The following is a 13245-nucleotide window of genomic DNA, read 5'->3' on the forward strand; positions in this document are numbered from 1 at the left end:
CCCTAGATCCAGAATGCCGCTTTGCGCAGATGGGCGACGGTGATGGTCGCGGCGACCGCGAGCGCGGCCAGGCACGCCAGCACGTAGATCACGCTTGCCGTTGCGACATGACCGGTCGCCAGCGGGTCGCGCCAATGCGTCAGCGGATTGAGCCGCATCACGGTCGAGCCGCGATCGATCATCTCGGATGTCCAGATGATCGGCGAGGCCAGGAAGGCCAGCGTCAGCGAGGACTCGATGATCGGTTTGATGTCCCGGTAACGCGTCGCCAGCGCGCCGAGCACGAGGCTCAGCCCCAGCGTGCAGACCACGAACAGGGCGAGGCCGGGGAGGGCGGCGATGGCGCCGCATCGCGCGGCGTCAGCACGAGCCAGAGGAGCAGCGGCACGACCGCGTTATGGGCGGCGAACAGCGCCTGGCGGAAGGTACATTGCAGCAGGAAGATCACCGGCGGCAGCGCACGATCCTTGATCAGGCTGGCCGAGCCCTGCAGCGCGGTGGTGGCGTCGAGCATCACGCTGTTGAGGAAGGTCCAGGCGGTGAGGCTCGCCGCCAGCATCGGCAGCCGCGCCACCGCGCTCGCGTTGGAGAGATGGCCGATGACCGAGCCGAGCACGGCCACCATGATCGCCATCTGGATCGACATCCAGAAGGGTCCAAGGAGGGAGCGGACGTAGCGATGACGCACGTCGGACCAGGCCAGTGTTGCCGCGATCTGGATCGCGCCGACGAAACCTGCCGTTCGGGGACGCGGGGCTGGGGCTGTCGACCCCGCGTCCCTTGCGGCGGCCTCCTCGGTAACGACCTTGCGATACACGGTCTCGACTCCCTCCTTGAAGGCTGCGGTTGAGTATTTCGTCATCGCGCGATGGCGTGCGGCCTGACCCATGCGGCGGCGCCGCTCGGGATCGTTGATCAGCGTCTCGATGGCGTCGGCGAGCGCGGTGGGATCGCCGGGCGGCACCGTGATGGCCTCGAGGCCGTCGCGGGCGACATGCGGAACGCCGGTGTCGAGTGCGGTGTTGACGACGGGCCGGCTTGCGGCCATCGCCTCGAGTTGCGCCAGCCCGAAAGTGTCCGCATTGGTCACCGACGGCATCACGAAGACGTCGGCAATGCGCATCAGCTTGACGCGTTCGCTCTCGGACACCGAGCCGAGCAGGCGGACGCGGTCCTGCAAGCCATAGTCGCGGATCAGCTGCTCGAGGTTGTCGCGCTCGCGGCCCTCGCCGACGATCCAGACCTCGAAATTGCGGGCATGCGCGGCGCGCACCAGCACGTCAAAACCCTTGTAGGGCACCAGCCGTCCGCAGGCGAGCACGAGACGGCCGCGGACGTTGACGTCGTCGGCCTGGGCGGCCGGCCGGTCATATTTCGCGACATCGACGCCGAACGGAACGGCGTGGCACTTGTCGGAAAATTCCTGCAGCAGCGGCGTGGTTTCGATCAGCACCGGATCGGAGACGATGATCGCGGCGGCCCGGCGCCGCGTTCGCCGCATCATCGGCACGACGAGGAAGCGCAAGGCCGCGTGCGAGACGATGTCGGCGTGCCAGTGCACGACCAGCGGGCGGGTGCGGCCGAGCCCGAATGCGAAGACGAGGTCGGCGAGCGGGAAGGGGGCGTGCAGCGCCAGCAGATCGTGCTCGGCGATGCGGCGCCACAGCCGCCACGGATAGGTCGGCGCCGCCGGCAGCGACAGCACGTCGCCGAACGAGTGCTCGCGCTCGACCGCAACGTCATTGACCACGATCTGCCGCTCACCGGAGCGCGAGCAGACCGGCACGGCGGCGCTGAACGTGTCCTTCAGTCCGGCGCAGATATCGCGGATCACCGTCAGCGTGCCGCCGAACAGGTCGGGATAGTAGACCTTGAAGATGTGGAGCACCGACGGACGCCGGGCCGGCTCGTCGACGACGATCATGGGCGGCTCGATCCGGATCATGCGACGAACAGGGCGACGATGAACGGCAGCGCCAGCGCGGCGGCGAACACCAGCGAGCGCAGCAGCGCCGGAAATACCGGCTCGATCGGGCCGCAGGGCGCCTGCGGCGTGAAGCGGAATGGCGCCTGCGGCGTGAAACGGAGTGCGGTGGCGGCGAACCGACCGGGTTCGTGAAACGAACAGGATTCGCGGGCCGAACGAAGAGACATTGGGTCGGATTCCCTTTTGGATGAATCGAGATCGATTGCGCGCGGGGCTCGGCGCGGAGGCCCGCATGCGCGCGGCAGGCATATTCGCCGGCGCGCAGGCCGCCGAAGCCGAAGGCGAGCAGGCGGCCGTAGATGTAGAGCGCGAGCAGGTCGGTTTCGTCGAAGCGGCGCGGCGTTCCGGGCGCAACGCCCGGCAGGCAGGGATAGCCGCCCGCCATCACCGTCGACACGAACTCCTCAAACGGAACCTGGGCGATCCGGCAGGCTTCCGCGATCGCAAGGTCGAATCGGGCAGACGTCATGGAGCGGTCCGTGGCGATGGCAGCAGTGCCGGACTCCGTGACACCCGCTGGCGAGCGCGCGAACCTTGTCCGGAGATGATTTTGTTTCCCATAAGTGGGAAAATATCACACGTCAAGTGAGGTGGGATTGTGTCCCACGGCGCGGACGGCTAAAAGTTAGGCATGAATGCCAAGGCCCCGAAGTCGAAGGTGGGATCGTTCGCGCCGATCGCCGCAGCGAAGCTGCATGCGCCGCTGGCGCGGATGTTGCGCCCGCTGGTGCGGCTTTGCATCCGCGGCGGCATGACGTTTCCGGCGCTGACCCAGCTGCTGCGCGAGCTCTATGTCAACGTCGCCGAGCACGACTTCGCGCTCGAGGGCAAGGAGCAGACCGACAGCCGCGTCAGCCTGCTGACCGGCATCCACCGCAAGGAGGTGGCGCGGCTGCGCGGCGCCGGCGCGCCGGTCAATGCGGTGGCGGCGACGCTGTCGCGCACCAGCGCGATCATCGCGCGCTGGCTGGCCGGGCCCGAGTTCACCGATGCCAAGGGCGATCCGCTGCCGCTGCCGCGCACCGCGGACGGAGGCGCGCCGTCGTTCGAGACGCTGGTCGAATCGATCACCAAGGATGTGCGGCCGCGCGCCGTGCTGGACGAATGGCTCGACCGCAAGCTCGTCACCATCAATGACGACGACGAGATCATGCTGGTCGAGGAGGCCTTCGTGCCGCATGGCGACGACGACCGCAAATGGCACTATCTCGGCCGCAACCTGCATGATCACGTGGCGGCCGCCGAGATGAACGTGTCGTCGGCCGCGCCGCGCTTCCTCGAACGCGCGGTGCATTACGACGGCCTGTCGGCGAAGCTGGCGAAACGGCTCGAGGGCCGCTCGCGCGAGCTGGCAATGGAGGCGCTCAAGGTCGCCAACCGCGAGGCCAACCGCGCGCTCGCAAAAGACAAGGGCGGCGACTATCGCTTGAATTTCGGCATCTACATCTACCGCGAGGGGCCGGATGGTCCGGTCGATGACGATGCCGACGAAGGCGGTGCAGCGTGAAGCGCCCGCCGGTCATTTCGCGCCGCGCGCTGTTGGCAGCGTTCTGGCTTGCCGGAACGTCGCTCGCGGGCGCGCAGGTCAAGAAGCGCGGCAACGACCAGGGCAACGGCCCTGGCGGCGGTGGCGGTGGTCCGTTCGGGCCCGGCGGCGGATTCGGTGGCGGCGGACCGCCCGGCGGCATGGGCGGCGGCCGCCGCTGAAACCACAAACAAGATCGGCGCAAGCGAGATCGCTTGCGCCGATCTTCAGATCGATCATCGTGAGATTGAGCTAGCCGGCGCTGAGCCGGACGCCGGCGCGGAGGAATTTCTGCGGATCGACCGCTTCGCCGTCGATGCGGGTTTCATAGTGCAGATGCGGACCGGTGGAGCGGCCGGTCGAGCCGACGGCGCCGATCACCTGGCCGATCTTGACGTATTCACCGACCTTGACGCCGATCTCGGAGAGATGGCCGTAGCGGGTCGAGAGCCCGTTGCCGTGATCGACCTCGACCATGCGGCCATAGCCGCCGGCCCAGCCCGCCGACACCACCTTGCCGTTGGCGGTGACACGCACCGGATCGCCTTGCGCGGCGCGGAAGTCGAGGCCGGTATGCATTGCCGGCCGGCCGAGGAAGGGGTCGGAGCGCACGCCGAAGCCGCTGGTGAATTCGACTTCACCGACCACCGGCTTGCGGTAAGGCACCAGCGCCAGCGTCTGGTTCAGTCGCTGCATCTGTGCCCGGTTGATGTTGATGCGATAGAGCTGGCGTTCGAACGCGCCGGCGTCGGCAGAGAGTTTCACAGGGACAAAGGGCCCGCCCATGCCGGAGCGCGGCGTCGCCGCCTCGAGCTGCGCCATGTTGAGGCCGAGATCGGAGATCACGCCGCGCATCCGGCGCACCCTGGAATCGATGCTGTCCTCGACCGAGGCGAGCGCGGCAACCTGGCGCCGCTCGACCTGGTCAAGCGAGGTCTGCAGGCGGACCAGCACGTTGTCGACGCCCTGGGCCTTGGCGAACTGGTTCGGCTGCATCTTGGCGATCAGTGGCGCGCGCGATTCCAGTCGTGCCTCGCGATCCGGCGGCGCCACGAAGATCACGGTGTCGCTGATCGGGGAGGGTTTCAGGGTGCCCGAGGACGGCGCCGCCTCGGCGCGGCCCTGCGGCTTGATCGATCCGGTGCTGGTGACGTCAGGCATCGCGCCGAGCGCGGTGGCGCGCGATTCCAGCGTCGACTGCCGCTTCATGATCTGGTCGAGCTTCTGGTCGAACTGCTCCTGGTCGAGCAGCTGGCGGCTGGTGGTGCGGTCGACCTTGGCGCGCAGCTCCGAGATGCGGTCCTCATAGGCGTATTGCATCTCGGCCTGGCGCGCGATCAGCCGGGTCAGCACGTCGTCGCGGAACGCGAAATAGGTCGCGGTCGCGGCCGACCACATGCCGAGCAGCACCACGGTGCCGACGATGATCCAGAACACCACCGGCCCGAACCGGACCTGCTTGCCGGCATGGACCAGTGTATAGCCCTCGCCGGAGGCCGCCACCGCCGCGGCGGCAGGTGCGGGGTGATGGGCTGCCGGACGGCGTACCGGCGTCCGGCCATGGTCCTGCGGATGATGGTGTTTGTGGTGACCGGACCGGCTCGACATCGGTACTCCCGCGGCCGGTCGGACCAAGCTCCGTACGGCTAATTTGCGGGGCCGATTTGAGCCCGTCATGGTTAATTTTCAGGAAACGGAACCCGTCCGATCAGAGCGCCCGGGCAGCCTCCAATACCGCTTCGGCGTGGCCGTCGACCTTCACATGACGCCAGATCCGGGCAATTTTTCCACCGGAATCGACCAGAACCGTCGTGCGAATAATTCCCATGAAGGTCCTGCCATACATGGATTTTTCGCCCCAGGCGCCATAGGCCTCCAGCATCTGGTGGGCTGGGTCCGAGACCAACGGCACCGACAGCTGGTGTTTGTTTCGAAATGACTCCTGCGCCTTAACCGTGTCGGCGGAAATGCCGACCACTTCGGTCCCTGCCGCTACGAACTCGCTTTTGAGCCGGGTGAAATCGATCGCCTCCCGGGTGCAGCCGGGGGTGTCGGCGCGGGGGTAGAAGAACAGCACCAGCTTCTTGCCGGCAAAATCCTTCAGCGAAACGCTGTCCCCGCCGTCGCGCGGCAGGTTGAAGCCAGGCGCCGCGGCGCCCTCGGCAAGTGTGACGGCGGACGAACTGGTCACGGTCGCGGCCGGCTCTCGCTTTAACGGTTTCGATGCCGCCTTGTGCGAGGCTTTGCTTCGAACACCCGCTGCGGTCGCCTTGGTCGTTTTCTTGGCTGCCTTCTTCGCAACCGCCGTGCGGGTTTTCGTCGCGGACTTCCCAGTGCTTGCGCTTGCGGCGCGCGCAACCTTTGTTGCGACCCGCTTCCCGGTTGTGTTGGAGGATTTCTTGCGCGTTTTCTTGGACATACGCCTTCCTTTCGTCGCTTTCCGAAGCTCAACCATTGGGGTATTGCGGTCTTATTGGCGGCGGCCGGATTCGCACCGGCCGCTGGGCAAGTTTGATGGCCACGGAGTATGGTGACAAGGAATTCGACGCGTGACCCGTCCGCTTGCTGAATTGGCTTTTGATTGGTTGGTTTGGTCCGCTCTGGGGGCCATCGGCGAGTAACATGATTAGGCGAGGATAGGCGGCGATGCCGGCACAGGAGCGCTCGATACGGATCGACGGGCGCCCCGATGGCGGCGATCAGCTTCGCCGTCAGCACCGAGAGGCAATGGCAAGGAACACGTCGCCGCAGGGTCCAAATCCGCGCGCCGGGGCTGACCTCTCGCAATGGGAGGACGACGCTGCGTGGGACGAGCAGGATGAGGCGGCGGGCAACCGTGCGCGGCAATTGCTGGCGCGTTCCCACACCAACCTGCATCGCTTCACCGATTTCTGCTCCGGCATGCGGCGCTGGTTGAACGGCGAGCGCTGGATCCGTCGCATCGGACTGGTCCTCGTGGTGCTGGTCGCGATGTTCGCGACCTGCTTCGGCGGGCTGTGGTGGCGGCTCGGCGCCGGCCCGATCAATCTCGACATGGCGACGCCGTGGCTCGCCGCGGCGATCGAGGAGAACATCGGCCACGGCAACACGGTCGAGGTCGGCGGAACGCAGATCGAGCGCGCCGGCCGCGTCAGGATCGCGGTGCGCATCCGCGACATCATCGTCCGCGACCGCGACCATGCGGTGGTTGCGAGCGCGCCCAAGGCCGAAGTGCGCCTGTCGGGAACCGCGCTCTTGATGGGCCAGTTGCGGGCGGAGAGCCTCAATCTGGTCGATGCGGAGCTGTCGGTGCGCATCACGCCGGACGGCAATGTCACCGTGTCCGCCGGTGACACCGCAAAACCGCTGGCCACCGGCGTTGCCTCCAAGCGGGAGGCGGGGATGCCGCCGACATTCCCGCGTCCGACACCCGCAGCCCCGCCGCCGCCGGTTGCCTCGCCGCCAGCTGCCGCCGAGCCCTCCGCGGGCGCGTCCGATTCGGCTCAGAGCGGGCTGCTCGCCGGTCTCGATTGGCTCGACAGCCTCAGCATGACCGGCCTCGACGGGCAGAACCTCAACGAGATCGGCCTGAAGAACGGCAATCTCGTCGTCGACGATCAGCAGCGCGGCAACAAATGGAGCTTCGAGAACATCAGCCTCAGCCTGCGGCGCCCGAGCGGCGGCGGCGTCGCGCTCAGCTTCGGCGAGGAGGGCGCAAAGCCCTGGTCGGTGCGCGTGCTGGTCGGACCACAGCAGAACGGCGTGCGCTCGGTCGACATCAAAGCCGACAAGGTTTCCACCCGGAACATTCTGCTCGCGCTCCGGACCAAGGATCTGACCTACACCGCCGACCTGCCGCTGTCGGGCGAGATGAAGGGCGAACTCGGCCGCGACGGCCTGCCGACATACTTCCGGGGCAAGATCAATGTCGGCGCCGGCAACATCATCGACACCGACACGCCCGACTATCCGATGCCGATCGATGCGGCCGAGATGAGCGTGGAATGGGATTCGGGCCGGCGCGTACTGCTGGCGCCGATCAAGGTCGTCTCGGGCGCCAATCGCATCACGCTGCTCGGCCATCTCGAGCCGCCGAACGACAACGTCACCGACTGGCAGGCCGGCCTGTCGGGCGGCACCATCGTGCTGGCCGGCGCCGACAAGAACGAACCGCCGTTGATCTTCAATCGCATCAACATCGGCTTCCGGTTCGATACCGACAAGAAGCGCGTGCTGCTGACCCAGGCCGACATCTCCAATGGCGAGATCGGCGTCGCCGGAACCGGCAGCATCGACTATTCCGGCGAGCCGCGGCTGCAGCTCGGATTCGCCGGCACGCCGATGTCGTCCTCGGCCCTGAAACGGATGTGGCCAGTCATCATCGTGCCCGAGGTGCGTGAATGGGTGCTCGAGCGGATCGACCGCGGCACGCTCCAGCGTATCGATGTCGGCGTCAATTCGCCGGTACACAACCTGTCGCGCAAGGGACCGCCGATCCCGGATGACGGCCTCTCGGTCAACATTGTTGCCTCGGGTGTCACGGTGCGTCCGGTGGACCAGATGCCCGCGGTGCATGACGCGGATCTGAAGGCCAGGGTGACCGGCCGCACCGCGACCGTGACCATCAACCAGGGCATTGCCGACACGCCGGCGGGCCGCAAGATCACGCTGTCGGACTTCACCTTCGAGGTGCCGGACATGGCGCCGAAGCCGTCGCCGTCGAAGGTCAAGTTCCGGGTCGACTGTCCGGTGCCGGCTGCCGCCGAAATCCTCGCCTCCGACCGGCTCAGCGATCTCTCCGGTCCGCCGATCGATCCCAACGCCAGCAAGGGCAACGTCACCGCGACGATCAATCTCGGCATGCCTGTGAAGGGCGAGCTGACCAAGGCCGATACGCTCTACTCGGTCACCGCCGACATCTCCGGCGTTGCCGTCGACAAGCTGGTGATGAACCAGAAGCTCGAAGCCAACGCGCTGAAGGTGATCGCCAGCAATGCCGGTTTCCAGGTCAAGGGCGATGTCAAGATCAACGGGCAGGCGGCCTCGCTCGACTACCGCAAGCCGGCTGAGGGCGACGCCGACGTCAAGCTGCAGGCGACGCTGGACGATGCGAGCCGCGCGCGCCTCGGGCTCGACCTCGGTCCCGCGGTCTCGGGCGCGATCCCGATCAAGCTGAGCGGCAAGATCGGCAGCGGCGACAATCCCACCACCAAGATGGGCGTCGAGGCCGACCTGACCCAGCTCAAGCTCGACAACATCCTGCCGGGCTGGGTCAAGGCGCAGGGCCGGGCCGGCAAGGCGACCTTCAACGTGGTGCCGAAGGGGCAATCGACCCGGTTCGAGGATATCTCGATCGACGGCGCCGGCGTGTCGATCAAGGGGGCGCTCGAGGTCGACCAGAACGGCGATCTCATGAATGCGTACTTCCCGACCTACGCGCCGTCGGAAGGCGACAAGACCTCGCTGCGGGCCGATCGCGGTCCCGACGGCGTGATCAAGGTGACGATGCGCGGCGACGTGTTCGACGGCCGCGGCTTCCTGAAGTCGGCGATCTCCGGCCGCGATAGCGATCCCAAGAGCAAGACCAGGACCACCGATTTCGATGTCGATCTGAAACTCGGCGCGGTCGCAGGATTCAACGGCGAAGCGCTGCGCAGCGTTGACGCCAAGGTCTCGCGCCGCAACGGGTTCTTCAAGGCGTTCACGCTGAGCGGCAAGGTCGGCCGCGACACCCCCGTCACGGTCGATATGCGCGGACGCCAGCAGGGCCGCGAGGTGATCTATCTGCAGACCAGCGACGCCGGTGCGTTCCTGCGCTTCATCGACACTTATTCGAAGGTGGTCGGCGGCCAGCTTACGCTCGCGATGGAGCCGCCGATCCCCGAGCCGAGCCCCAGGGAGGGGCTCATCAATATCACCGGATTCTCGGTGAAGGGCGAAACCCAACTCGATCGCGCCGTTGCCGGCGGGCCGGTCAGCACCCAGAACGGCATCGGGTTCGACGCGCTGCGCGCCGAATTCACGCGCCAGAGCGGCCAGCTTTCGATCCGCAATGGTGTGGTCAAGGGACCGACCATCGGCGCGACCATCGAAGGCAGCATCGACTATATCGGAAACCAGGTGCGGATGAACGGCACCTTCATTCCGATGTACGGGTTGAACAACATGTTCGGCCAGATCCCGTTCTTCGGGATTTTCCTCGGCGCCGGCAGCAATGAAGGCCTGATCGGCGTGACGTATGAAGTGGTGGGAACGCCGAGCGCGCCGGTGCTGCGCGTCAACCCGATCTCCGCGCTGGCGCCCGGCCTGACGCGCAAGATCTTCGAGTTCAAGCAGTACGGCCCGAACGATCTGCCGACGACGAACAACTAGAACGCTCGCTCATCGACGCCTGCTTTCAAGGTCGGTCGAGTTCGCGCGCTGACGCGCAGCGGCGGGTTCCTGTCCGCATTCATCCGAGGCTGCGACCAAGTCCGAGCGGCCGCCGCCCGGATGAAGTTCGCGCAGGAACCTTGCCCTGTCTGGGATGTTGGAGAGCAATTCAACAACTCAGGAGGAACTCTCATGAGAGCCCTGTTATTGGCTGGTGTACTGGCGGTCGCCGGTTTCGCTATGGCCACGCCGATCTCCATTGCACCCGCGTCAGCTCAGGTTGCCGTTGATACTCCGCTCGGCGGCGTGAGAGTGGGCCCGGAGCCCCGTTACTACCGAGACTACGATCGACCCGCTTATCGCGCCTACGGGTATGATCGCGGATATCGCGGATGCCGCACCGTCACGATCGAGCGTGACGACGGATCGGTCCGGAGAGTTCGTCGCTGCGGCTAGCAGTACCGGACCAGAGGATCGACCTCCGGGCTTACAAGCCTGCTCGAGTCGGTTCTCGCAATCAAGGAATTGGAGCCATCGACTAGGGCCGCTGCTGTTGGCGGCCTGTTTCATTTCGCGAATGCCGCCTGTCGGCCCAAAGGCGTTGGCCCAAGGCCGGCATGCGTTCGTGTCGGATTCCACATCGCCTCCGCAGGGGCAAGCGGACGCGTCCGAACTCACCGTCGCAGCGCCGGCACCACCAGGAACGGGATCAGGCCGAGCACCACATTGACCAGCGCGAAGGCGATCAGCGGATTGTAGCTGTGGGTCCAGTCGTGGATCAGGCCGCCGCCCCATGAGCCTAGCCCTGATCCAAGGCCGCTGCCGATCATGATCGTGCCGTAGATCGTACCGACGCGCTCGCCCCGAAATATCTTCAGCGCGGTCGCGGTGATCAACGGGCCGCGCGAGCCGATCATGCTGCCGAAGCAGATGATGAAGCCGGTCAGCAGCCAGTAGTTCGGATACCACTGCAGCAGCCAGAGCAGAATGATGCCGAGGATCGAGACGCCGTAGCTGAACAGCACCGAGGGCCGGCGGCCGATGATGCCGTCGAGGGTGGACACGCCGAGCATGCCGACGAACAGCGCGACGCCGGAGAAGCCCCAGGCGGTTGCCGCCTGTAGCGGCGGGAAGCCGACATCGATCAGATAGGCGACGATCTGCGCGGTCAGCGCATACATCGCGATCGCGGTGAAGAAGAAGGTGGAGAACAGCGCCCAGAAGGCGTGGTGGCGCATCGCGCTGAGCAGTGTCCAGCCTTCGTCGGCCAAGCTGCTTTCCGCTTTCCGGACGATATGCGGCGATCCGCCGGCGAGCAGCCGCCACGGCAGAAAGACCAGCGGAACAAGCAGGCAGAGCGCGCCGACGCCGAACACCTGATAGGCCTCGCGCCAGCCGATCCGGTCGATCAGAACCTGCGACAGCGGCAACAGCAGCAACAGGCCGGCGCCGGTCGCCGAATACATCACGGCCATCGCGGTCGGAAGGCGTGGTCCGAACCAGCGGCCGAGCAGGATCGAATTCGACACATTGCCGATCAGCGCGGTGCCGAAACCGACGCAGAGGCCGACGCTGAGCTGGAATTGCCAGAGCGCTTGCGCGCGCGAGGCGACGAGGAAGGCGCAACCGAGCAGCGAGAGGCCGAGCGCATAGACCAGGCGCGGACCCGAGCGGTCGAACAGGCGTCCGACCAGTGGCGCGGTCAGGCCGCTGGCGAGCCAGGTCAGCGAGTAGACCGACACCACAGAGGCGCGGTCCCAGCCGAAATTTTCCGAGATCGGTTTCAGGAAAACGGTGAAGCTGTCGCTAAGGCCGCGCCCAAGCACCGACAGCACGAAGCAGAGCGCGAGCACGTTCAGCGCGACGCGGGACTGCTTCGCCGGCGTTGCAAGCATGTCGTTCGGAGGCGTGGTCTGGTCCATCGGAAAGATGGGAGCGCGCTTTCCGCGCTCCCGACAACCGACAAATGCGAATGCGCCTATGCAGGCTTCAGCAGGACGTGGCGCTTCTTGCCGAGCGACAGTTTCACCACGCCTTCCGGCGTGAGATTGGCCGAAGTCAGCAGCATCTTCTCATCGGTCACGGCTGCATCGTTGACGCGCAGGCCGCCGCCCTTGATCTGCCGGCGCGCTTCGCCGTTGGAAGCGACGAGCTCGGCCTTGACGAAGGCGACCAGCACGCCGACGCCGGCTTCAAATTCGCCGCGCGGAATTTCCACCGTCGGCAAGGTTTCGGCCAGCGCACCTTCCTCGAAGGTGCGGCGCGCGGTCTCGGCGGCTTCGTTCGCTGCATCGCGGCCATGAAGCAGGGCGGTCGCTTCGGTCGCCAGCACCTTCTTGGCCTCGTTGATCTCGCCGCCGGCCAGCGCCGCAAGCTTGCTGATCTCGCTCATCGGCAGGATGGTGAACAGCTTGAGGAACTTGACGACGTCGGCGTCCTCGACATTGCGCCAGTACTGCCAGAAATCGTAGGGCGAGAACTGGTCGGCGTTGAGCCACACCGCGCCCTTGGCGGTCTTGCCCATCTTGTCGCCGGAGGCGGTGGTGAGCAGCGGCGTGGTCAGCGCGAACAGCTGCGGCGTGCCCATGCGGCGGCCGAGATCGACGCCGTTGACGATATTGCCCCACTGGTCGGAGCCGCCCATCTGCAGCCGGCAGCCCGCGCGGCGCGACAGCTCGACGAAGTCGTAGGCCTGGCAGACCATGTAGTTGAATTCGATGAAGCTCATCTCCTGCTCGCGCTCGAGCCGGAGCCGCACCGAGTCCATGGTCAGCATGCGGTTGACCGAGAAGTGCCGGCCGATGTCGCGCAGCATCTCGATCCAGTTCAATTTGGTCAGCCACTCGGCATTGTCGAGCATGATGGCGTCGGAAGGCCCGTTGCCATAGCGCAGCACCTTGGCGAACACGCCGCGGATCGAGACCTTGTTGGCTTCGATCTCCGCAACCGTGCGCATTGCGCGCGTCTCGTCCTTGCCGGAGGGGTCGCCGACCATCGTGGTGCCGCCGCCCATCAGCGTGATCGGCTTGTTGCCGCTCTGCTGCAGCCAGTACAGCATCATCATGGTGAGGAAGTTGCCGATGTGCAGCGACGGCGCGGTGCAGTCATAGCCGACATAGGCGGTCGCCTGGCCCTTCGCGGCGAGCGCGTCGAGGCCCTCGAAATCGGAGCACTGGTGGACGAAGCCGCGTTCCTGTAAAGTGTTCAGGAAATCCGATTTAAATGCAGTCATTTGTCGGCGAGCCAGATCATTCTTGTTTTACGGTTTTTGCATCTATTTGCGGAACCTTGATGCTTGAGGCTGCCGCAGGCGGACGCGCAGTGGCATTATAGGATGTACTTGTTTGAGACAAGCCGGGGGTTCCCGGCTGGGGCGCTTCCA

The 13245-nt window shown here is 66.0% G+C and carries 9 protein-coding genes and 1 pseudogene; 4 read left to right on the forward strand and 6 right to left on the reverse strand.

Features of this window, described 5'->3' with window-relative positions; all coding sequences use genetic code 11:
- Positions 1 to 2: 2 nt before the first annotated feature.
- Both Q2M23_RS23480 and Q2M23_RS23485 read right to left on the reverse strand, forming a co-directional pair.
- A pseudogene (locus Q2M23_RS23480) lies at positions 3 to 1945 on the reverse strand (glycosyltransferase).
- On the reverse strand, positions 1942 to 2154 hold the full coding sequence (locus Q2M23_RS23485) for a hypothetical protein (RefSeq protein ID WP_229193436.1): 213 nt from the start codon (positions 2152 to 2154) through the stop codon (positions 1942 to 1944). The pseudogene Q2M23_RS23480 and the gene Q2M23_RS23485 overlap by 4 nt, the downstream one beginning before the upstream one ends.
- A 65-nt stretch (positions 2155 to 2219) precedes the next feature.
- On the opposite strand from Q2M23_RS23485, the gene Q2M23_RS23490 reads away from it, so the two are divergent.
- The 3 genes from Q2M23_RS23490 to Q2M23_RS23500 are packed head-to-tail and all read left to right on the forward strand — an operon-like array spanning position 2220 to position 3694.
- Complete coding sequence (locus Q2M23_RS23490; RefSeq protein ID WP_316397199.1) at positions 2220 to 2576, forward strand: hypothetical protein; 357 nt, start codon at positions 2220 to 2222, stop codon at positions 2574 to 2576.
- A 42-nt stretch (positions 2577 to 2618) separates the two neighbouring features.
- On the forward strand, positions 2619 to 3494 hold the full coding sequence (locus Q2M23_RS23495; RefSeq protein WP_316397200.1) for a DUF6502 family protein: 876 nt from the start codon (positions 2619 to 2621) through the stop codon (positions 3492 to 3494).
- A complete protein-coding gene (locus Q2M23_RS23500) occupies positions 3491 to 3694 on the forward strand; it encodes a hypothetical protein (protein ID WP_076832286.1) in 204 nt (67 codons plus the stop codon). Before Q2M23_RS23495 ends, Q2M23_RS23500 begins: the two co-directional genes overlap by 4 nt.
- A gap of 70 nt (positions 3695 to 3764) precedes the next feature.
- Here the strand turns inward: Q2M23_RS23500 and Q2M23_RS23505 are convergent, their stop codons facing one another.
- Both Q2M23_RS23505 and Q2M23_RS23510 read right to left on the reverse strand, forming a co-directional pair.
- Positions 3765 to 5120 carry a M23 family metallopeptidase gene (locus Q2M23_RS23505; protein ID WP_076832288.1) on the reverse strand — a complete coding sequence of 452 codons (1356 nt, stop codon included), beginning with the start codon at positions 5118 to 5120 and terminating at the stop codon, positions 3765 to 3767.
- Positions 5121 to 5220: 100 nt separating this feature from the next.
- Positions 5221 to 5931: a peroxiredoxin gene (locus Q2M23_RS23510; protein WP_253639874.1), complete on the reverse strand. Its 711-nt coding sequence runs from the start codon at positions 5929 to 5931 to the stop codon at positions 5221 to 5223.
- 227 nt (positions 5932 to 6158) lie between these two features.
- Between Q2M23_RS23510 and Q2M23_RS23515 the strand changes: the two genes are divergently transcribed.
- A complete protein-coding gene (locus Q2M23_RS23515) occupies positions 6159 to 9863 on the forward strand; it encodes a DUF3971 domain-containing protein (RefSeq protein ID WP_316397201.1) in 3705 nt (1234 codons plus the stop codon).
- Positions 9864 to 10537: 674 nt separating this feature from the next.
- On the opposite strand, the gene Q2M23_RS23520 is transcribed toward Q2M23_RS23515, so the two are convergent.
- Together Q2M23_RS23520 and tyrS are read right to left on the reverse strand one after the other, a co-directional pair.
- Positions 10538 to 11785 (reverse strand): MFS transporter, encoded by a 1248-nt coding sequence (locus Q2M23_RS23520; protein WP_316397202.1) that lies wholly within the window; start codon positions 11783 to 11785, stop codon positions 10538 to 10540.
- 56 nt (positions 11786 to 11841) lie between these two features.
- Positions 11842 to 13095 carry a tyrosine--tRNA ligase gene (gene tyrS / locus Q2M23_RS23525; protein WP_057020016.1) on the reverse strand — a complete coding sequence of 418 codons (1254 nt, stop codon included), beginning with the start codon at positions 13093 to 13095 and terminating at the stop codon, positions 11842 to 11844.
- Between the last annotated feature and the right edge of the window lie 150 nt (positions 13096 to 13245).

It is taken from the genome of Bradyrhizobium sp. 33ap4 (assembly GCF_032654765.1).
In the GTDB taxonomy this organism is placed as follows: Bacteria; Pseudomonadota; Alphaproteobacteria; order Rhizobiales; family Xanthobacteraceae; genus Bradyrhizobium; species Bradyrhizobium australafricanum.